Genomic DNA, 18,189 nt, shown 5'->3' with positions numbered 1-18,189 from the left:
GCCCGCGCGCCACCTCCCCTGTTTCCCGCTGTCGGCCGATGTCCCGTCGCCGGCCGCCCGACGGCGCCGTCCAGGACTCGGACCGCGAGGCGACAATATGGTGTCTATACCTACCCTGGTCCGACAGGCGGCGCAGTCCGCAGCCGAGAGGAGTTCACGCATGGCCGGGCAGACAGCGGCGCGCACGGTGGACGGCACTCAGGGGGCGGTCGTCCTGCTCCAGGGCGTCGGCGTCCGCCGTTTCACGACCGGCCAGGTGATCCTGGACGGCATCGACTGGTCCGTGCGGGCCGGAGAGCACTGGGCCCTGCTCGGGGCCAACGGCGCCGGCAAGACGACCCTGCTGCGGCTGCTGGGCGCGCTGATGCACCCCACGACCGGCGATGTCGAGGTCCTGGGTGCCCGGCTCGGCCGGGTGGACGTGCGTGAACTGCGCGCCCGTATCGGCCACGTCTCCTCCGCGCAGCGCGTGCCGGAGAACCTGGGCGCGCACGCCGTCGTCCTGACCGGCCACACCGGCACCGTGCAGCCGCTGTGGCGGATGTACGACGACGAGGTACGGCGACGGGCCCACGAACTGCTGGCCGAGATGGACATCAAGGAGCTGGCGGACCGTCCGTACGGGGTGTGCTCGGGCGGGCAGCGGGCCCGGATCCTGATCGCCCGCGCGTTGATGGCCGACCCCGCCCTGCTGCTCCTGGACGAGCCGTTCAACGCCCTGGACCTGCCCTCCCGGGAGGATCTCATCGAGGCCCTGCACCAGCTGGCGGAGGGGCGTCCGCGGCTGGCCACCGTGACGGTGACGCACCACCTCGAGGAGCTGTCCCCGGTCGTCGGCCACGCCCTGCTGCTGCGGGAGGGCCGGATCCTGGCCCGTGGGCCCGTGGCGGAGGTGCTGACCGACGACCGGCTCACCGCCTGCTTCGGCCGGCCCATCACGGTGGCCCGGCGCGAGGGCCGCTGGGCGGCCTGGTCCGGCCGGGCCGGCCGGACCACGAGCGCGCGTTTGGAGACGACGGTCCCCCAGTCCCAGCCCCCCGCGGCCCTTGCGGACCCGACCGCGACGGCAACCGCCGACACCGGGACGGCACCCCTGACCCCGCGCTGACCGCCGGTCGCCCGCGCCGCCGCCCGCCCGCCACGCCACCGCCGGCTCCTCCTGCTCCCCCAGCCACAGGTCGGGCCCGAAGACCTCGTGGTGGAGCGCCTCGGCCGGCACCCCGCGGCGCAGCAGGTCACCGCGGACGGCCCGCGTGAAGGGCACCGGTCCGCACAGGTAGGCGGTGAGCCCTGGTGGGAGGATTCTTGTTTGAAAGTCGCCACCGGTTCCGGGCGGCGACGCGGCCCCGGAGACGAGAGATGGTGACCAGCCGATGACGACACCGGAGGACGGCGAGGGCGGGCCCCTCCCCCGGTCGCTGTGCGACACCGCCGCGCTCGCGGCCCTGGACGACGCACCGGCCGGAGCGCTGTGGAAGCTCGCGGAAAGCGGACGGCAGCTCGACGCCAACGTGGTCCGTCTCCCGCCGGCGGCCCGCGTCGACCCGCACACCGAGCCGGATCTCGACGTACTGCTCCTGGTACTGGGCGGCGACGGCGCCCTGGTGTGCGCCGACGGCCCGCGCCCGTTGCGCGCGGGTGCTCTGACCTGGCTGCCGCACGGTGCGACGCGCGGCGTCGAGGCGGGTGCGCAGGGGCTGACGTACCTGACCGTGCACCGTCGCCGGCCGGGCATGCGGATCCGTTCCGCACACGACGCGGAAGGACTACGGCACGGGCCCGTGCCCCGGGACACCGGAGCGCCTCCCCCCGTGGCGTAGCCTCGGGACATGCACCGGTCCGAGGCGGGAGGTCATGTGGGAGGGCCCGGGACGGAGTCGGCGAACTGCTGCGCACCCTCGCCGGAAGGTCCGCGCGCCGCACCGCCCGCGCCGCGCGCCGCACCGCCCGCGCCGCACCGCGCACCGTCCACGACGAACGCCGCCGGGTCCGCGCCGCACGCCGTGGGCGTGTCCCCCGGGCCGGTGGCCCGGGCGGGCACCGCGGCGGGGGGCACGGTCCCAAAGGGCATGGTCCGCCTGGACGGCGGCTCGTTCCTCATGGGCACCGACGACAGGGAAGGGTTCCCGGCGGACGGGGAGGGCCCCGTCCGCGAGGTGACCGTGTCGCCGTTCTGGATCGACGCGCACGCGGTGACCAACGAGCGCTTCGCCCGCTTCGCCGACGCCACCGGCCATGTCACCGAGGCCGAACGGTTCGGCTGGTCCTACGTGTTCGCCGGGTTCCTCCCCGCGGCCCTGCGGCGTGGCGCGGCCCGGCCGCCGCAGACCCCGTGGTGGTGCGGTGTCGAGGGCGCCCACTGGCGTGCCCCCGAAGGTCCGGGCAGTTCGGTCGACGACCGGGCCGGTCACCCGGTGGTGCACGTCTCCTGGAACGACGCGGTCGCCTTCGCCCGGTGGTCCGGCCTCCGGCTGCCCACCGAGGCGGAGTGGGAGTACGCCGCCCGGGGCGGACTGGAACAGGCCCGCTACCCGTGGGGCGACGAACTGACGCCCGAGGGGGAACACCGCTGCAACATCTGGCAGGGCCGTTTCCCCACCAAGAACACGGCGGAGGACGGCTACCTGGGCACCGCGCCCGTGGACGCCTACGCGCCCAACGGCTTCGGGCTCTACAACATGGCCGGCAATGTCTGGGAGTGGTGCGCGGACCACTGGGGCACCGATCACACCAGCCGGCCGCGCACGGATCCCAAGGGCCCGGCGCGGGGCACCTCGCGGATCATGCGCGGCGGTTCGTACCTGTGCCACCACTCGTACTGCAACCGCTACCGCGTCGCGGCGCGTACCGCCAACACCCCGGACAGCAGCACGGGCAACCTCGGCTTCCGGTGCGTCCGGGACGCCTGAACCGGCCCCGGACCGGACCGGACCCGGAACCGCCTGGACCGGCCCCGGACCGGCCCTGGAACCGGCCTCCGGCCGTTACGGCGCCTTGCGGTTCGTTGCGGTTTGTTGCGGCCCCTTGCGGCCGCGTGAAGTATCCCCACGGATTTTTTCCGGGGTGTTGACGTTAAAACGGGGCGTCCCCATCCTGGCGGCATGGCATCCGACCACCAGGGCCCCCTCGCACGGCTGCGGCGCGGGCACGAGGAGCTCGTCCTCAGGCTGTTGCGCACGCACGGTCCGCTCAGCCGCGCCGAGTTGGGCAGGCTCAGCGGCCTGTCCCGCACGACGCTGTACGACATCGTCGTCGCTCTGATGGACGGGGGTGCCGTGGTGGCCACGGCGCCCGCGCCCGCCGAGCGCCGCCGGGGCCGCCCGGTCGAGACGCTGAGCCTGCACCCCGAGGCCGGTCAGGTGATCGGGGTCGACTTCGCCCGGCGCGCGGTGCACGTGGCCGCGGTCAACGTGGCGCACGAGGTGATCGGTTCGGCGAGCGAGGCGCACTCCGCCGGTCTCGGCTGGGAGGCGCGGGCCGACCTCGCCGAGCGGCTGGTGGCCCGGCTGGCCGGCGGGGCGCTGCGGCTCGGCGCTCTCAGCGGCGTGGGTGTCGGTGTGGTCGGCCCGGTGGACGACCTGCCGGCGGACCCCGAGGAGTCGAAGCGGTCGTCCGCCCCCACCCGCGCCGACCTCCCCGTGCTCCTGCGCAAGCGCTTCGGCGTTCCCGTGCTCGTCGACAACAACACCCGTCTGGCCGCGCTGGCCGAGGCGACCTGGGGAGCGGCGGCCGGGGTGCGGGACGTGCTGTACCTGCGGCTGTCGTACGGGGTCGGCGGCGGGCTGGTGACCGGCGGGACCCTGCACCGCGGGGCGCGCGGGCTGTCCGGCGAGTTCGGGCACATCACGGCCGAGCCGGACGGGCGCCGGTGTTCGTGCGGCAAGCGCGGGTGCCTGGAGACGGTCGCGTCCATCGGCGCGGTCCTGGAGGCCCACGGCTCCGCGCCGGACCTGTCCGCCTTCCTCTCCGCGCTGCCCGGTGACCCGGCGGCCGTCCGCGTGCTGGAGTCGGCCGGCACCCGGGTCGGCACCGTGCTCGCCGCGGTGTGCAACGCGGTCGGCCCCGACGTGACGGTGCTCGGCGGTGAACTCGCCGAGGCCGGTCCCGTCCTCTTCCGGTCCGTCGAACGCGCCCTGCTCGCGCACCTCATGCCGATCGCGCGGCCCAGGGCCGACCTGCGGGCCGCGGCCCTCGGCGAGGCGGGCGGCGCGCTCGGTGCCATCGCCCTCGTCCTGCACGAATCGCCCCTGCTCACCCACTATCCCGCGCCCGGCTCCCTGGAGTGACCGTGAACCCTCCGTATCCGCAGAGGCCGCCATGGCTGTGATCACCGCACCCGACAAGACACCCTCCGCGTCCGCGCCCCGCCGGGGCCGGCGCACCCCGCCCCCGCTGCTGCTCAACCTGGTCGCGCTGCTGGCCGGCCTCGCCGTGTGGGCGGTCGTCGCCGCGGCCGGGCTGGTGGACGTACCCGGCCCGCTCCCGGTCGGCTCGCGGGCCGTGGAACTCGTCCAGGACGGCACCCTGCCGACGGACGCGCTGGCCAGTCTGCGCCGCGTGTTCCTGGGCTTCGCCCTCGGCACCCTGCTCGCCGTGCCGGTCGGGTTCGTGATGGGCTGGTACCCGCTGGCGCGCGGCCTGCTCGAACCGTACGTGCAGTTCTTCCGGACCGTGCCGCCGCTGGCCATCATCCCGCTGGCCATCGTGCTGATGGGCATCGGTGAGACCCCGAAGGTCTTCGTCATCTTCCTGGCGGCCTTCCTGTCCAGCGTGGTGGCCGCCTTCCAGGGCGTGATCGGCGTGGACCGCACGCTCATCGACGCCGCGCGGGTGCTCGGCGCCCCGGACCGGGTGGTGTTCCTCAAGGTGGTGATCCCGGCCGCGACGCCCTTCCTGCTGGTCGGTATGCGGATCGGTCTCGGTGCCGCCTGGGGAACCGTGGTGGCCGCCGAACTCATCGCCGCCGACAAGGGGCTGGGCCACCAGATGACACACGCCCAGACCTACTACGACATCCCCACCATCTTCGTGGGGCTGATCACCATCGGGGTGATCGGACTCCTCATGGACCGGCTGCTGCTGCTCGCCGAACGACGCCTGACCGGATGGCAGGAACGACGATGAACACCCCCGTGGACACACCGGTGGCGCGGACCGCCGCGAAGATCTCCTTCCGGGACGTGGTGAGCAGGTTCCCGATGAGGGGCGGCGACTTCACCGCCCTGGACGGGGTGTCGCTGGACATCGGCGACCAGGAGTTCGTCACCGTCGTCGGCCCCTCGGGCTGCGGCAAGTCGACGCTGCTCAACCTGGCCGCGGGTCTGGTGCGGCCGTCGGCGGGCGAGGTGCTGGTGGACGGCGCGCACGTCACCGGGCCCGGTCCCGAACGCGGCGTCATCTTCCAGCAGTACGCGCTCTTCCCCTGGCTCACCGTGCGCGGCAACGTCGAGTTCGGCCTGAAGCTTTCCCCGCTGCCCGCGGCCGAACGCCGACGGCGGGCCGAGCGGGCGATCGGCCTGGTCGGGCTCTCCGACTTCGCGAACGCGCTGCCCAAGACCCTGTCGGGCGGTATGAAGCAGCGCTGCGCGATCGCCCGGGCCTACGCCGTCGACCCCGAAGTACTGCTGATGGACGAGCCGTTCGGCGCGCTGGACGCGCTGACCAGGGTGCAGCTCCAGGACCAGCTGCTGGAGACCTGGACCCGGGACAGGCGCACGGTCATGTTCGTCACGCACGACGTCGACGAGGCCGTCTACCTGGCCCGCCGGGTGATCGTCATGGCCGCCCGGCCGGGCCGTGTGCACCGGGTCGTCGACGTCGACCTGCCGTACCCGCGGACCGAGGAGCTGCGGCTGTCGCCGGAGTTCGCCCGCGTCCGCAACGACGTCTGGCACGCGGTCTACCACCAGGCCCCGGCCGCCTGACCTTCCCCGTTCACCCTCGCGCCCCGCACCCGCCCCCTAAGGAATCTATGTCATGAGCATGTCTCGACGCGGCTTCATATCGGCACTCTCCGCGACAGGACTCTCCCTCTCCGTCACCTCGTGCGACTCCTCCGGCAGCGACGGCACCGGCGTCCGGTTCGGCTACATCGCCGACTACAACGGGGCGAGCCTGCTGGCCGTCGCCGACGACCGGGCCCTGTGGAAGAAGCACGGCGTCTCCGCCTCGTACAAGGTCTTCGTCAACGGCCCGGTCCAGATCCAGGCGCTCGGCACCGGCGACCTCGACTACGGCTACATCGGTCCCGGCGCCATGTGGCTGCCCGCGTCCGGCAGGTCGAGGATCGTCGCGATCAACACCCTGACCTACGCCGACCGGGTCATCGCCCAGCCCGGCATCACCTCCGTCGCCGGGCTGAAGGGCAAGAAGGTCGGGGTGCCCGAGGGGACGTCCGGCGAGATGGTGCTCAACCTGGCGCTGCGGCAGGCCGGTATGTCGATGGACGACATCGACAAGGTGGTGATGGACGCGACGACGGTCGTCACCGCCTTCGCGTCCGGGCAGATCGACGGGGCCGGGATCTGGTACCCGCTCGTCCCGACCATCAGGGAGAAGGTGCCGGACCTGGTGGAGGTGGCCAGCACCGAGGAGATCGGCGGCAGCTTCCCGACCGCGTTCGTCGCGGGCGACAAGGCCGAGGACGCCACCGCCGAGAAGGTCGTCAAGGTGCTCCAGGAGGCCAACGACTGGCGGGCCGCGCACAAGGAGGAGTCGATCGCGCTCGCCGCGAAGCTGCTCAAGGTCTCCGAGGACAAGGTGAAGGAGGACGCCGCCAACGTGCGGACCATGACCACCGCCGACCTGGTCGCCAAGACCGAGGACGGCACCGTCGGCAAGTGGCTGGACGGCATGAGCGACTTCTTCGTCAGCACCGGTCAGCTGAAGAAGGCCCCGGCCGCGGACTCCTTCTACACCGCCGGCCTCTACACGAGGGCGGCCGCGTGAACCTCCTGTTCCTGATGACCGACCAGCACCGGGTCGACACCCTGGGCTGTTACGGCAATCCGCACGTCGCCACCCCGAACCTGGACCGGCTGGCGGCCACCGGCACCCGCTTCGACCGCTTCTACACCCCGACCGCCATCTGCACCCCGGCCCGCGCCAGCCTCCTCACCGGCCAGGCCCCCTTCCGCCACCGCCTCCTGGCCAACCACGAACGCAACGTGGGCTACCTGGAGGACCTGCGCGAGGACGCCTTCACCTTCCCGGCCGCACTCGCCGAACGCGACTACCAGCTGGGCCTGGTCGGCAAGTGGCACGCCGGCACGCACCGCAACGCCGCCTCCTACGGCTTCGACGGCCCCGACCTGCCGGGCTGGCACAACCCCGTCGACCACCCCGACTACCTGGCCTACCTGGAGGAACGCGGGCTGCCGCCGTACCGCATCACCGATTCGGTCCGCGGCACGACCCCCAACGGCAACCCGGGCAACCTGCTGGCCGCCCGCCTCCGGCAGCCCGTGGAGGCGACCTTCGAGCACTACCTCGCCACCCGCGCCATCGAGCAACTCGACAAGTACGCCGCCGACGGCCGCCCCTTCTACCTGGCCACCCACTTCTTCGGCCCCCACCTGCCCTACCTCCTCCCCGACGCGTACTACGACATGTACGACCCGGAACTGGTGGAGCTGCCCCCTTCCATCGCCGAGACCTTCGAGGGCAAACCTCCCGTGCAGCGCAACTACAGCGCGCACTGGACCTTCGACACCATGCCGATCGAGGTCACCCGCGAACTCATCGCCGTCTACTGGGGTTACGTCACCCTCATCGACGAGCAGATCGGCCGCGTCCTCGCCCGCCTCGACGAACTCGGCCTCACCGACGACACCTCCGTCTTCTTCACCGCCGACCACGGCGAGTTCACCGGCGCCCACCGGCTGCACGACAAGGGCCCGGCCATGTACGAGGACATCTACCGCATCCCCGGGATCATCCGCGTACCCGGTCAGCAGCCGCAGGTCAGAAACGAGTTCGTGTCGCTCACCGACTGCACCGCCACCCTCCTGGAGCTGGCCGGCGCCGACCCCTCCCCCGCCACCGACAGCCGCAGCCTGCTGCCGCTGGTGCGCGGCGAACGCCCGAACTGGCCCGGCGAGTTGCTGGCCGAGTTCCACGGCCACCACTTCCCCTACCCGCAGCGGATGCTGCGCGAGGACCGCTACAAGCTGGTCGTCAACCCCGAGTCGGTCAACGAGCTGTACGACCTGCACACCGATCCGCACGAGCTGTCCAACCGCTACGAGCACCCCGAGCTGGCCGGTGTCCGGCGCCGCATGACGCGCCGCCTGTACGACCTGCTGCGGGACCGCGGCGACAACTTCCACCACTGGATGACGCCGATGTACGACATCGGTGCCTCGGACTACGACCCGACGCTCAGTTCCTTCGAGCAGGAAGGCCCCGGCAGATCATGACCCGGAGAACCGGCCGTACGGCCACGCTCCTCACGGCCCTGCTCCTCGCCGCCCTGCCGTCGACCGGTCACGCCACCCCGACCGCGCCCCGGCCGGCGTACACCAACCCGGTGACCTCCGGCGTCGTCGACACCTTCCCCGACCCGGCGGTGATCCGCGGCAAGGACGGCCACTGGTACGCCTACGGCACCCAGAACCCCGTATTCCAGAGCCGGGGCGAGACCGGTGAGCGGACGCTGCCGATCCTGAAGTCCGCCGACCTGACGCACTGGGAGTACGCCGGGGAGGTGTTCACCCCCGCCGACCAGCCGTCCTGGCACGGCGGTTCGCGGCTGTGGGCGCCCGACATCCGCTACACGGACGGGCACTACAGCCTCTACTACTCCGTGCCCGACAAGGACACCGTCGGGGTGGCCACCGCCCCGGCCCCGACCGGCCCGTGGACCGACCGGGGCGCGGTGCTGGACAGTGACAGCGGCTGCGCCACCGGGGACATCGACCAGGCCCAGTTCACCGACGAGGGCGGTCAGCCCTACCTGTACTGGGGCAGTTACGACACCATCTGCGTCGCGAGGATGAACGCCGACCGGACCCGGACCGTGGGCACGGTCACCGAGGTCGCCCAGGGCCGCCGCATGGAAGGCGGCTTCGTGGTCCGGCGGGACGGCTTCTACTACCTCTTCTACTCCGACGCCGGCTGCTGCGACGGCGCCTACAGCGGCTACCAGGTGAAGGTCGGCCGCGCCACCAGCCCGACCGGGCCGTTCACCGACGACCGGGGTGTCGATCTGATGGCGGCCACCAGCAAGGGCGGGATCGTCGTCGGCGCGAACGGGGAGCAGTGGATCGGCCCCGGCCACAACTCCCTGCAGACCGACCTGTCCGGCCAGGACTGGCTGGTCTACCACGCCGTCCCCGCCACCGATCCCGACCTGGACCGGGTCCCCGGCATCGACCGCACCCTCAGCCGGCGCCCGATGCTGATCGACCGGCTGGACTGGATCGACGGCTGGCCGGTGGTGCGGGCCGGCGCCGGACCCTCGACCGGCGCCGAGCAGGCCCCGGTCAGCACGTGGGACGCCGGTGGCGACTTCAACGACGGGTCGCTGTCCGGGTGGCGGGCCCGGGGCGCCGGTACGGGCGGCTGGGCGACCGCGAGCGAGCCGGACGCCGGCGGACACGTGACCCACTCCGGCGCCTCCCCCGCCCACCTGGTGTCGTCAAACACGGCGCCCGCGCGGGTGCGGGCCGAGGCCGATCTGCGGGTGACCTCGGCGGACGGCGGCGCGGGCCTCCTCCTCGCCTACCGGGACGCCGGTGACCACGTGGTCGCCCGGCTGGACCGGGACCGGGGCGCGCTGGTCACCGATGTGCGGGTGGGCGGAGTCAGCCGCGGCGAGCAGGTCACGGCGCTGCCCGCGGACTTCGCGTGGGACACCTGGCACAACGTCACCGCAGAACTGCGCGGCCGGCACCTCACCGTGGAGGTGAGCGCGGACCGGCTGCGCGACGCGGTGGCCACCCAGCGGCGTACCGTGCCCGCGTCCGCAGCGCACGCCGGGAAGGTCGGTGTCGCGGCGCGCGGGGACGGGGCCGAGGCGGACAACGTGGGGGCCGTGGAGCTGTACACACCGGTCACCCGGCGGGTCGCCGAGCCGCGGCCGGGGCGGCCGCTGCCGGCGTACAGCGACGAGTTCGACGGCCCGGCGCTCTCCTCCGCGTGGAGCTGGGTGCGCGGCCCGGCGGCCGGGGCGGGCACGGGCGACGGGGCGCTGTCCTGGCCGACGCAAGCCGCCGAGCTGCACCTCTTCGCCAACACCGCGTCGGTGCTCACCCGGAACGCGCCCCCGGGCGACTTCGTCGTGGAGACCCGGCTGCGGCTGGCCTCGGGGCCGGGCAACCAGCAGGCGGGCCTGGTGCTGTACGGCGACGACGACCACTACTTCAAGCTGGTCCACGCGGTACTGCCGGTCAGCCACACCGACGGCAGGGTGACCCATGTCACCGAGTTCGCCAAGGAGGGCGAGCGGCCCACCACGACACCGCCGACCCCGGTGGCGTACGGTCCGATGTTCGGCGGTGCCGCGGCCGGGACGCTGTGGATGCGGCTGGTGTACCACGCCGACACCGCCGGGGACGAAGCCGAGGTCCGGGCCGCGACCAGCACCGACGGTGCGCACTGGACGTGGACGGGGGTCTGGACGCTGCCCGCCGGACAGGCGCTGCGCATCGGCCTGGTCTCCCTGAACACGGCCGGCGCCACCGCGCACTTCGATTACGTCCGCACCTACGGAGACTGAACACCGGGCGAAAAGATCACGTCGGGACGGGGTTTGGTTTCACAGGAAATGGAAAGGCGCGCGGAATGTCTATCGCCTTCGCCCCTCCCGTGCCCCTGGTAAGACGCGTATCCGCCGGTTCGCGTCGCTCGTGCGATGCGGTGGGGGCGGTGTGACGGAGGCCATGTCGGCCGCGCAGGCCGCCGAAGCCGCGCCGCGCCCCGCCGCGACCACGCCGGCCAGGCCCGCCGGGCAGCGGGACGCGTTCTTCGACAACGCCAAGTACCTGGCGATCGTGCTGGTGGCGGTGGGGCACGCGTGGGAGCCGCTGCGCGACGGCAGCCGTGCCGTCACCGCCCTCTACACGGTCGTCTACGCCTTCCACATGCCGGCGTTCATCGTCATCTCCGGGTACTTCTCCCGGAACTTCGACGCGAGCCCGGGACGGATCAAGCGGCTGTTCACCGGGGTCGTCGTGCCGTACGTCGTCTTCGAGACGGCGTACACCTTCTTCACCCGGTGGAGCGACGGCGAACCGGACCGGGCGGTCAGTCTGCTGGACCCGCTGTACCTGACCTGGTTCCTGGCTGCGCTGTTCGTCTGGCGGCTGACCACGCCGTTCTGGCGGCACGTGCGGTGGCCGCTGCCGATCGCGCTGGCCGTCGCGATGCTGGCGACCCTCTCGCCGGACATCGGTGACGACCTCGATCTGCAGCGGACGCTGCAGTTCCTGCCGTACTTCGTGCTGGGCCTGTGTCTGAAGCCGGAGCACTTCCGGACGGTGCGCCGCCGCGCGGCGCGGGTCGCGGCGGTGCCGGTCCTCGCCTGCGCCGTCGCGCTGGCGTACTGGCTGGTGCCCCGGTTCGACTACGGGTGGTTCTTCCACCGGGCCAGTGCCGAGCAGATGGACGTGCCGGCCTGGTACGGGCCGCTGATGACGCTGGCCGTCTTCGGCTGCTCGCTGACCCTGGTCGCCTGCTTCCTGGCCTGGGTGCCGGGCCGCCGGACCTGGTTCACGGCGCTGGGCGCGGGCACGCTGTACGGCTACCTGCTGCACGGTTTCGTCGTCCAGGCCGCCAACCACTGGCACTGGAGCCACGCCGCCTGGACGGGCCGGCCGGCCGGGGAGGTGGTCGTCACGGTGGTGGCCGCGGTGGTCGTCACCCTGCTGTGCACCTCGCCGGTGCGGCGGGTCCTGCGGTGGGTGATGGAGCCGAGGATGGACTGGGCGTTCCGCGAACGGCGCACGGCCTGACCCCGTCCCCGGCGGTCTCCGGCACGACAGCGGCCCGGCCCCGCCGTCCCCCGTGGGCGGCGGGGCCGGGCCGGGTGCGCGGCCGGCGGCGGACCGTCAGCGCTTGATCTCCTTGATCTTCAGCATGCGCGTGATCACCTTGTCCAGCTCCTCGTCCTCGAAGACCTTCTTCCAGTCCTCGCGCACGATGGACTCACGGCCGTAGTCCATGGCGATCAGACAGGCGTCGGAGAACGGGTTGGAACCCTTGAGGGTGTTGGCGAGGGCGACCTGGGTGTGGCCCAGCAGCATGGCGCGGGCGGCCTTCTCCGGGACGCCGACGGTGTGCACCGTCTCGTGCAGGGCCTCGGTCAGCAGGGCGCCGACCATACAGGCGATGGTCTCCACCAGGGTCGGCTCCAGCACCGCGAGCTGCTTGACGGTGACCCAGTGGACGTCGACCACGGGCGCGTACATCACGCGGATGACGGAGTCGGCCAGCTTCTGCTTGGCCTCGTCGCCGCCCTCGTAGGCGGCGACGACCTCCTGCGGGGCGGCGATGCCGCCGAAGGTGTCCTGCCACTCCTCCTTGGTGGTGCGCTCCAGGAACACCGACGGGTGGCAGGGGTGGGCGCAGGCGTAGTGGATGCCGTCGCGCTCGAAGAGCAGGCCGGCGTAGGCGGCGGCCGGGTCGAGGGTGAGGACGACGGTGCCGGGCTTCATCAGCGGGACCAGTTCCTCGGAGACCTTGCCGAGGACGACGTCCGGCACGGCGAGGATGACGACGTCGGCCTGGGCGGCGGCGTCGGCGGACTCGGTCAGCTCGCGGCCCAGGCCGCGGATCAGCTCCTGGCCCTGGGGGGACGCCTCGCTGAAGAGCACCCGGAAGTCGCTCTCGACCAGGTTGTTGGAGACACGCTGGCCCATCTTGCCGGCGGCCCCGATGACGGCGACGGTCGTGACGTCGGCCCGGGTCTGGATCTCGGTGGCCATTACTCGCTCCTCAGGAGAGTGCTGATGCTGTGCTGCGTCCACTGGTGTTCGAGCCGGGCGGTGGCGTCGAAGCCCTCGTCCTGCCACGGGAGCCAGTGCTCCACGATCTGGTTGACGCGGCGCTCGCCCCGGGCCTCCCGGACGGCGGCGATCATGCCGTCGTGGTCGAGGAGGCCCTCGCCGAGCGGGCAGCCGGCGTAGGTGAAGCCGACCCAGCCGTCGCGGCGGGTGAAGGCGAAGTCCTTGACGTGGATGTTGACCGTGTAGGGCGCGGTGGCGGCCACCACGTCGACGGGGCGTTCCAGCCGGGCGACGCTGTTGCCCGGGTCGAGGACGACGCCGAGGTGCTCGTCGTCGACTCCGCGTACGACGGTCAGCAGGTCGTCGGTGGACACCTGCTCGTAGGTCTCCAGCCCCAGGGTGACACCGGCGTCCGCGTAGGCGGGCACGGTCTGCTTCAGCAGGGCGACGGCCTCGTCCGGCTCCGGCCGGTGGTCGGCGGTGTTGAGCATGGAGCGGACCAGGGTGACGCCCAGCTCGCCGGCCAGGTCGAGGTATCTGCGCAGGTGCTCGGGGCGGACGCCGCGGGTGCCGAGTTCCAGTTCCAGGCCCAGGTCGCGGGCGGTGGCGCGGACGTCGGCGAGCTGGGCGGCGTCGTAGGACTCGATCGGCGGGTAGTCGCAGATCTGGAAGACCCGGCCGCCCAGGCGCGCGGTGTCGGTGAGCAGTTCGGTGAGGGTCAGCGGTCGCGGCGCGCGGGCGGAGATCCGCCAGAAGTAGGCGTAGGTGCTGATGCCGTGGGCCATCAGGCCACCCCCGCCGGGGTGCGGATCTCGTCGAGGATCGCCTCGACGCCCGCCGGGTCGTGCGCGAAGCGGCCGAGGAAGAGGCCCTCGGCGGTGCCGGACAGGCGGGTGAGCAGGCCGGGGCCGGCGCTGCCGCCGTAGACGACCGTCGAACCGGCGTGTGCGGGGCGGCCGTCGAGCCACTCCCGCAGCGCGGTGCAGACGGCGGCGATGTGCCCGGGGGCGGCGGGCTCGGGCGCGCCGATGGCCCACTGGGGCTCGTAGGCGAGGACCACGGCGCCGTCGAGGCCGCGCAGCAGGCGTTCGGCCTCGGCGACCGTGCGCCGCGCGGCCTCGGCCGGGGAGACCCGGTCGCGTTCGCCGACGCACAGCACCGGGGTGAGGCCGTTGCGCAGGGCGGCGGCCGTCTTGGCGGCGACGACGGTGTCGTCCTCGCCGTACAGGCGGCGCCGCTCGGCGTGGCCGACCTCGGCGTAGCGGCAGCCGATCTCCTTCAGGAAGGGGCCGCCGACCTCGCCGGTGTACGGGCCCGAGTCCTCGGTGGCCAGGTCCTGGGCGCCGACGTCGATGCCGTACGGCGTGAGGACGGCGGCGGCCGGGACGATGGCCGGGAAGGCGGGGAGGACGAACAGGCGGGCGGCGCCGGAGGTGACCGCCGGGTGCCGGTGGGCCAGACCGGCGACCTTGCGGGCCCAGTTGAGGGTCTGGTGGTGGCCGAAGTACATCTTCAGGCTCACCCCCAGCAGGACGGGGGGCTGTGCGGGGCCGGACATCAGGCGGCGGCCTCCGCGCCGTCGGTGCCCTCCTCGTAGTCGCACATGAGCCGCACCTTGGCGGCGGACGCGGAGGTCTCGTCGAAGCGGTAGGTGAGCCACTCCCTGGCCAGGCGGCGGGCCAGTTCCAGGCCGACGACGCGCTGGCCGAAGGTGAGGACCTGGGCGTTGTTGGAGAGGACCGCGCGCTCCACGGAGAAGGAGTCGTGGGCGGTGACGGCGCGGACGCCCTTGACCTTGTTGGCGGCGATGGCGACGCCCAGGCCGGTGCCGCACACCAGCAGCGCGCGGTCCGCCTCGCCGCGGGCGACCAGCTCGGCGGCGGCGATGGCGACCTTGGGGTAGGCGGTGTGCCCGTCGGCGTCGACCCCGACGTCGGTGACCGACGCGACCAGGTCGCTGTTCTCCAGGTCCTGCTTGAGGGCTTCCTTGTACTGGTAACCGGCGTCGTCGCAGCCGACGACGATACGGAGCTTGTCAGTCATGACCGTCTTCCTCAGTGGTGGTCGATCAGCACGCCGTGGACGGCGCGGGTGATGAGGGCGAGGGAGTGGGCCCCGGCGTCCGGGGTGCCGAGGGACTTCTCGGCGTGCGGGCGGGCCCGGCCCTTGCGGGGCAGCAGGTCCGCGGTGGCGGCGGCGGCCTCGGCGGCGGCGCCGGCGGCCCGCTCCCAGGACGCGGTGAGGGTGCCGCCGGCGGCCACGGCCTCGGTGAGGGTGCCGGCGAAGGGCACGAGCACGTCGACCATGGTCTTGTCGCCGACCTCGGCACCGCCGAGCCGCTGTACGGCGGCGCAGGCTTCCGCGACGCCTTCGGCGACCCGGGCCGCCGTGGGGGCCTCCTGGTCGCCCAGGGCGGTGGCGAGGGAGCGCAGGATGGTGCCCCACAGGGCGCCGGAGGTGCCGCCCGCCTTGTCGGCCCAGGCGTCGGCGGCGCGGGTGAGGACGGTGGCGGCGCCGGCGCCCCGCTCATGGGCGGTGCGGGCGGCCTCGCGGGCGGCGGTGGAGCCGCGCCGCATGCCGATGCCGTGGTCGCCGTCGCCGGCCACGGCGTCGATCCGGCCGAGTTCGTCCACGTGGGTGCCGACGGTGGCGGCGATCGCCTCCAGGGCGGCCAGGACGGTGGCGGCGGCGTGCCGGGAGGCGGCGGAGGCGGCGGGGACGGCTTCGTCCTCGGTCCCGGCGGCCGTGGCGGCCGGGACGGCGGACACCTCCGGCTCGCCGAGGGCGCCCTTGCGGTAGGCGGGGGTGTCGGCGGGAGCCCGCCACAGGTCTTCGAGGAGGTCGTCCAGCCAGGTGAGGGTGAGGGAGACGCCGGCCATGTCGAAGCTGGTGACGAGTTCGCCGACCTCGGGGTCGACCGTCTCGACGCCGGCCTCCTCCAGGAGGGCGGCGACCTTGCGGTAGACCACGAACAGCTCCTCGTACTTGACGGAGCCGAGGCCGTTGAGGATCACGGCGGCACGCTGGCCGGAGGGGTCCGCGACGTCCTCGGGGAGTTCCTCGAGGAGGGTGGAGACCAGGAGGTGGGCCGCCTCGTCGGCGGTGGGCAGGTCCTGCTCGCCGATGCCGGGTTCGCCGTGGATGCCGAGGCCGACGGCCATCCGGGCCCCGGGGACGGTGAACAGGGGGTGGTCGGCGCCGGGGAGGGTGCAGCCGGAGAAGGCGATGCCGAAGGAGCGGGTGCGGGCGCCGGCGTGCGCGGCGACGTCGAGCACCTCCCGCAGCGGCAGTCCCCGCTCGGCCGCGGCCGCCGCCGCCTTGAAGACGGGCAGGTCGCCGGCGATGCCGCGGCGCTTGTCCGCCTCCTCGGGGCGTGCGCTGGCCACGTCGTCGGTGACGGCGTACGTGCGGGTCTCGACGCCTTCGGCGGTGAGCCGCTCGGCGGCCTGGCCGAAGTGCAGGACGTCACCGGCGTAGTTGCCGTACATCAGCAGCACCCCGGCGCCGCCGTGCGCGGCGCGGGCGACCGAGCGTATCTGCGCGGCGGAGGGCGAGGCGAAGACATTGCCGACCGCCGCGCCGTGCGCCAGGCCCCGGCCGACCAGGCCGGAGAAGGCCGGGTAGTGGCCCGAGCCGCCGCCGATGACCACGGCGACCTGGCCCTCGGGGGTGCCCCCGGCACGGACGACGCCGCCGGTGACGGGCCGCACCCAGCGCCGGTGGGCGGCGGCGAAGCCCTCCAGGGCCTCGTCGGCGAAGGCCGCGGGGTCGTTGAACAGGCGGGTCATCGAAGGGCCTCCATGGTCTGGTGCGCGTGGTCGGGGGCCGCGTCGCCGGTGCGGTGGCGGGCGGAGAGCCAGATCATCAAGGCGGCGGACAGCAGCATGAAGAAGCCGACCAGGTAGAGCGGTACGTAGTAGGCGCCGGTCCAGTCCTTGAGCCAGCCGGTGATGTAGCCGGAGGCGAACCCGGCGATGTTGCCGGCCGTGTTGATCAGGGCGATGCCGGCCGCGGCGGCGGCTCCGGTGAGGAACCGGGAGGGCACCGACCAGAAGACGGGCAGGGCGGCGAAGACGGCGCACGCGGTCACGGTGATCACGGCGACCGTGGCGGTGGGCGAGCCCATGTAGAGGGCGACGGGGATGGAGAGGCCGCCGACGACCGCGGGGCCGGCCACGTGCCAGGTGCGGGTGCCGTGCTTGGTGGCGTGCCGGGTCCAGAAGAACAGCACGACGGCGGCCGGCAGGTAGGGGATCGCGGTGATCCAGGCCTTGTCCATCACGCTGAACGTGGTGTCGTACTGCTCCTGGAAGCCGTTGATGATCGTGGGCAGGAAGAAGGCGAGGGCGTACAGGCCGTAGACGAAGCCGAAGTAGACGGCGGCCAGGATCCAGACGCGGCCGCTGGTGAAGGCGCGCTTGAGGTCGCCCTTGGCGTGGCCGCCCTCGTGGCCGGTCTTCCGGGCGTTCTCCGCGGCGAGTTCCCCGGTCAGCCAGTCCTTCTCGGCCGGCGTCAGCCACTTGGCGTCGGCGGGCCTGTCGATCAGGTAGAACCAGGCGATGACGCCCAGCAGGACGGCGGGGACGGACACGAAGAGGAACATCACGCGCCAGCCTTCGAGGCCGAACAGGCCGTGGTGGCCGATGAGCCAGCCCGCCAGCGGGGCGCCGAGGACCGTGGTCAGCGGCTGCGCGAGGTAGAACAGGCCCAGGATCCTGGTGCGGTGGCGGGAGGGCACCCACTGGCTGAGGAAGAGGATCGCGCCGGGGAAGAACCCGGCCTCGGCGACGCCGAGCAGGAAGCGCAGCGTGTAGAGCTGACCGCTGCTGCTCACCCAGGTGAACAGCAGGGAGACGATGCCCCAGGTCACCATGATCCGTGCCAGCCAGCGGCGGGCCCCGTAGCGGTGCAGGGCCATGTTGCTGGGGACTTCCAGGACGATGTAGCCGAGGAAGAAGATCCCGGAGGCGAAACCGAACTGGGCGGCGGTCAGGGCCAGGTCCTGGCCCATGCCGTTGGGTTCCGCGAACGAGACGGCCGTGCGGTCCAGATAGTTCACGAAGAACATCAGGGCCACGAACGGCACCAGGCGTAGTGAGACCTTCTTGATGGCAGTTCTCTCGACTGCCGCGGCTGGCGCGTCGGCACCCATGGCGACTCCTCGGCTCGCCCGGACAGCTCCGTCCGGGATGGCTCACGCCGGTGGCGCCGTCGAGGCGGCCGACCGGATCGCTCACACGCTATG

16 protein-coding genes and 1 pseudogene are annotated in these 18,189 nt (G+C 72.9%); 10 read left to right on the top strand and 7 right to left on the bottom strand.

All coding sequences use genetic code 11. From position 1 onward, the window contains the following. The first annotated feature begins 160 nt into the window (after window positions 1–160). The gene (locus ACY1JF_RS25895) at window positions 161–1,108 is read left to right on the top strand and encodes an ABC transporter ATP-binding protein (RefSeq protein WP_462707658.1); all 948 of its coding nucleotides are present in this window, start codon (window positions 161–163) and stop codon (window positions 1,106–1,108) included. Between the two features lie 51 nt (window positions 1,109–1,159). On the opposite strand, the pseudogene ACY1JF_RS25890 reads toward ACY1JF_RS25895, so the two are convergent. Further along, window positions 1,160–1,300, bottom strand: a pseudogene (locus tag ACY1JF_RS25890) (hemin transporter); the annotation flags it as partial. A gap of 73 nt (window positions 1,301–1,373) precedes the next feature. Between ACY1JF_RS25890 and ACY1JF_RS25885 the strand changes: the two are divergent. The 9 genes from ACY1JF_RS25885 (at window position 1,374) to ACY1JF_RS25845 (ending at window position 11,951) form a co-directional block, all read left to right on the top strand. Beyond that, window positions 1,374–1,820, top strand: a complete 447-nt coding sequence (locus ACY1JF_RS25885) for a hypothetical protein (RefSeq protein ID WP_462707657.1) — start codon at window positions 1,374–1,376, stop codon at window positions 1,818–1,820. A gap of 249 nt (window positions 1,821–2,069) precedes the next feature. Then, window positions 2,070–2,909 carry a formylglycine-generating enzyme family protein gene (locus tag ACY1JF_RS25880; RefSeq protein ID WP_462707656.1) on the top strand — a complete coding sequence of 280 codons (840 nt, stop codon included), beginning with the start codon at window positions 2,070–2,072 and terminating at the stop codon, window positions 2,907–2,909. A 192-nt stretch (window positions 2,910–3,101) separates the two neighbouring features. Then, entirely contained in the window at window positions 3,102–4,286 is a 1,185-nt protein-coding gene (locus tag ACY1JF_RS25875; RefSeq protein ID WP_462707655.1) for an ROK family protein, read from the top strand. Between the two features lie 31 nt (window positions 4,287–4,317). Beyond that, window positions 4,318–5,124, top strand: coding sequence for an ABC transporter permease (locus ACY1JF_RS25870; protein ID WP_462707654.1), 807 nt, complete (start codon window positions 4,318–4,320; stop codon window positions 5,122–5,124). After that, the gene (locus ACY1JF_RS25865; protein WP_462707653.1) at window positions 5,121–5,924 is read left to right on the top strand and encodes an ABC transporter ATP-binding protein; all 804 of its coding nucleotides are present in this window, start codon (window positions 5,121–5,123) and stop codon (window positions 5,922–5,924) included. The genes ACY1JF_RS25870 and ACY1JF_RS25865 overlap by 4 nt, the downstream gene beginning before the upstream one ends. A 52-nt stretch (window positions 5,925–5,976) precedes the next feature. Next, on the top strand, window positions 5,977–6,948 hold the full coding sequence (locus ACY1JF_RS25860; protein ID WP_462707652.1) for an aliphatic sulfonate ABC transporter substrate-binding protein: 972 nt from the start codon (window positions 5,977–5,979) through the stop codon (window positions 6,946–6,948). Next, on the top strand, window positions 6,945–8,417 hold the full coding sequence (locus ACY1JF_RS25855; RefSeq protein WP_462707651.1) for a sulfatase-like hydrolase/transferase: 1,473 nt from the start codon (window positions 6,945–6,947) through the stop codon (window positions 8,415–8,417). Before ACY1JF_RS25860 ends, ACY1JF_RS25855 begins: the two co-directional genes overlap by 4 nt. Further along, the gene (locus ACY1JF_RS25850) at window positions 8,414–10,717 is read left to right on the top strand and encodes a family 43 glycosylhydrolase (protein ID WP_462707650.1); all 2,304 of its coding nucleotides are present in this window, start codon (window positions 8,414–8,416) and stop codon (window positions 10,715–10,717) included. The genes ACY1JF_RS25855 and ACY1JF_RS25850 overlap by 4 nt, the downstream gene beginning before the upstream one ends. Before the next feature lie 163 nt (window positions 10,718–10,880). Then, entirely contained in the window at window positions 10,881–11,951 is a 1,071-nt protein-coding gene (locus ACY1JF_RS25845; protein ID WP_462707649.1) for an acyltransferase family protein, read from the top strand. A 96-nt stretch (window positions 11,952–12,047) separates the two neighbouring features. On the opposite strand, the gene ACY1JF_RS25840 is transcribed toward ACY1JF_RS25845, so the two are convergent. The 6 genes from ACY1JF_RS25840 to ACY1JF_RS25815 are packed head-to-tail and all read right to left on the bottom strand — an operon-like array spanning window position 12,048 to window position 18,096. Beyond that, complete coding sequence (locus ACY1JF_RS25840) at window positions 12,048–12,923, bottom strand: phosphogluconate dehydrogenase C-terminal domain-containing protein (RefSeq protein ID WP_462707648.1); 876 nt, start codon at window positions 12,921–12,923, stop codon at window positions 12,048–12,050. Beyond that, window positions 12,923–13,729, bottom strand: coding sequence for a sugar phosphate isomerase/epimerase family protein (locus tag ACY1JF_RS25835; protein ID WP_462707647.1), 807 nt, complete (start codon window positions 13,727–13,729; stop codon window positions 12,923–12,925). Before ACY1JF_RS25835 ends, ACY1JF_RS25840 begins: the two co-directional genes overlap by 1 nt. Continuing rightward, window positions 13,729–14,502: a triose-phosphate isomerase family protein gene (locus ACY1JF_RS25830; RefSeq protein WP_462707646.1), complete on the bottom strand. Its 774-nt coding sequence runs from the start codon at window positions 14,500–14,502 to the stop codon at window positions 13,729–13,731. The genes ACY1JF_RS25835 and ACY1JF_RS25830 overlap by 1 nt, the downstream gene beginning before the upstream one ends. Further along, on the bottom strand, window positions 14,502–14,987 hold the full coding sequence (locus tag ACY1JF_RS25825; protein ID WP_462707645.1) for a ribose-5-phosphate isomerase: 486 nt from the start codon (window positions 14,985–14,987) through the stop codon (window positions 14,502–14,504). Before ACY1JF_RS25825 ends, ACY1JF_RS25830 begins: the two co-directional genes overlap by 1 nt. A gap of 11 nt (window positions 14,988–14,998) precedes the next feature. Then, window positions 14,999–16,732 carry a dihydroxyacetone kinase family protein gene (locus ACY1JF_RS25820; protein WP_462707644.1) on the bottom strand — a complete coding sequence of 578 codons (1,734 nt, stop codon included), beginning with the start codon at window positions 16,730–16,732 and terminating at the stop codon, window positions 14,999–15,001. Next, window positions 16,729–18,096: an MFS transporter gene (locus ACY1JF_RS25815; protein WP_462707643.1), complete on the bottom strand. Its 1,368-nt coding sequence runs from the start codon at window positions 18,094–18,096 to the stop codon at window positions 16,729–16,731. The genes ACY1JF_RS25820 and ACY1JF_RS25815 overlap by 4 nt, the downstream gene beginning before the upstream one ends. Window positions 18,097–18,189 lie beyond the last annotated feature (93 nt).

This window comes from Streptomyces sp. SYSU D01066-1 (assembly GCF_054956795.1).
The sequence above is the reverse complement of the archived record's forward strand: the minus strand, read 5'-3'. Positions and strand labels throughout refer to the sequence as shown.

Coding starts and splice junctions, on each gene's coding strand:
- ACY1JF_RS25895 (WP_462707658.1), top strand. CDS start 161: ATGGCCGGGCAGACAGCGGCGCGCACGGTGGACGGCACTCAGGGGGCG.
- ACY1JF_RS25885 (WP_462707657.1), top strand. CDS start 1,374: ATGACGACACCGGAGGACGGCGAGGGCGGGCCCCTCCCCCGGTCGCTG.
- ACY1JF_RS25880 (WP_462707656.1), top strand. CDS start 2,070: ATGGTCCGCCTGGACGGCGGCTCGTTCCTCATGGGCACCGACGACAGG.
- ACY1JF_RS25875 (WP_462707655.1), top strand. CDS start 3,102: ATGGCATCCGACCACCAGGGCCCCCTCGCACGGCTGCGGCGCGGGCAC.
- ACY1JF_RS25870 (WP_462707654.1), top strand. CDS start 4,318: ATGGCTGTGATCACCGCACCCGACAAGACACCCTCCGCGTCCGCGCCC.
- ACY1JF_RS25865 (WP_462707653.1), top strand. CDS start 5,121: ATGAACACCCCCGTGGACACACCGGTGGCGCGGACCGCCGCGAAGATC.
- ACY1JF_RS25860 (WP_462707652.1), top strand. CDS start 5,977: ATGAGCATGTCTCGACGCGGCTTCATATCGGCACTCTCCGCGACAGGA.
- ACY1JF_RS25850 (WP_462707650.1), top strand. CDS start 8,414: ATGACCCGGAGAACCGGCCGTACGGCCACGCTCCTCACGGCCCTGCTC.
- ACY1JF_RS25845 (WP_462707649.1), top strand. CDS start 10,881: ATGTCGGCCGCGCAGGCCGCCGAAGCCGCGCCGCGCCCCGCCGCGACC.
- ACY1JF_RS25840 (WP_462707648.1), bottom strand. CDS start 12,923: ATGGCCACCGAGATCCAGACCCGGGCCGACGTCACGACCGTCGCCGTC.
- ACY1JF_RS25835 (WP_462707647.1), bottom strand. CDS start 13,729: ATGGCCCACGGCATCAGCACCTACGCCTACTTCTGGCGGATCTCCGCC.
- ACY1JF_RS25830 (WP_462707646.1), bottom strand. CDS start 14,502: ATGTCCGGCCCCGCACAGCCCCCCGTCCTGCTGGGGGTGAGCCTGAAG.
- ACY1JF_RS25825 (WP_462707645.1), bottom strand. CDS start 14,987: ATGACTGACAAGCTCCGTATCGTCGTCGGCTGCGACGACGCCGGTTAC.
- ACY1JF_RS25820 (WP_462707644.1), bottom strand. CDS start 16,732: ATGACCCGCCTGTTCAACGACCCCGCGGCCTTCGCCGACGAGGCCCTG.
- ACY1JF_RS25815 (WP_462707643.1), bottom strand. CDS start 18,096: ATGGGTGCCGACGCGCCAGCCGCGGCAGTCGAGAGAACTGCCATCAAG.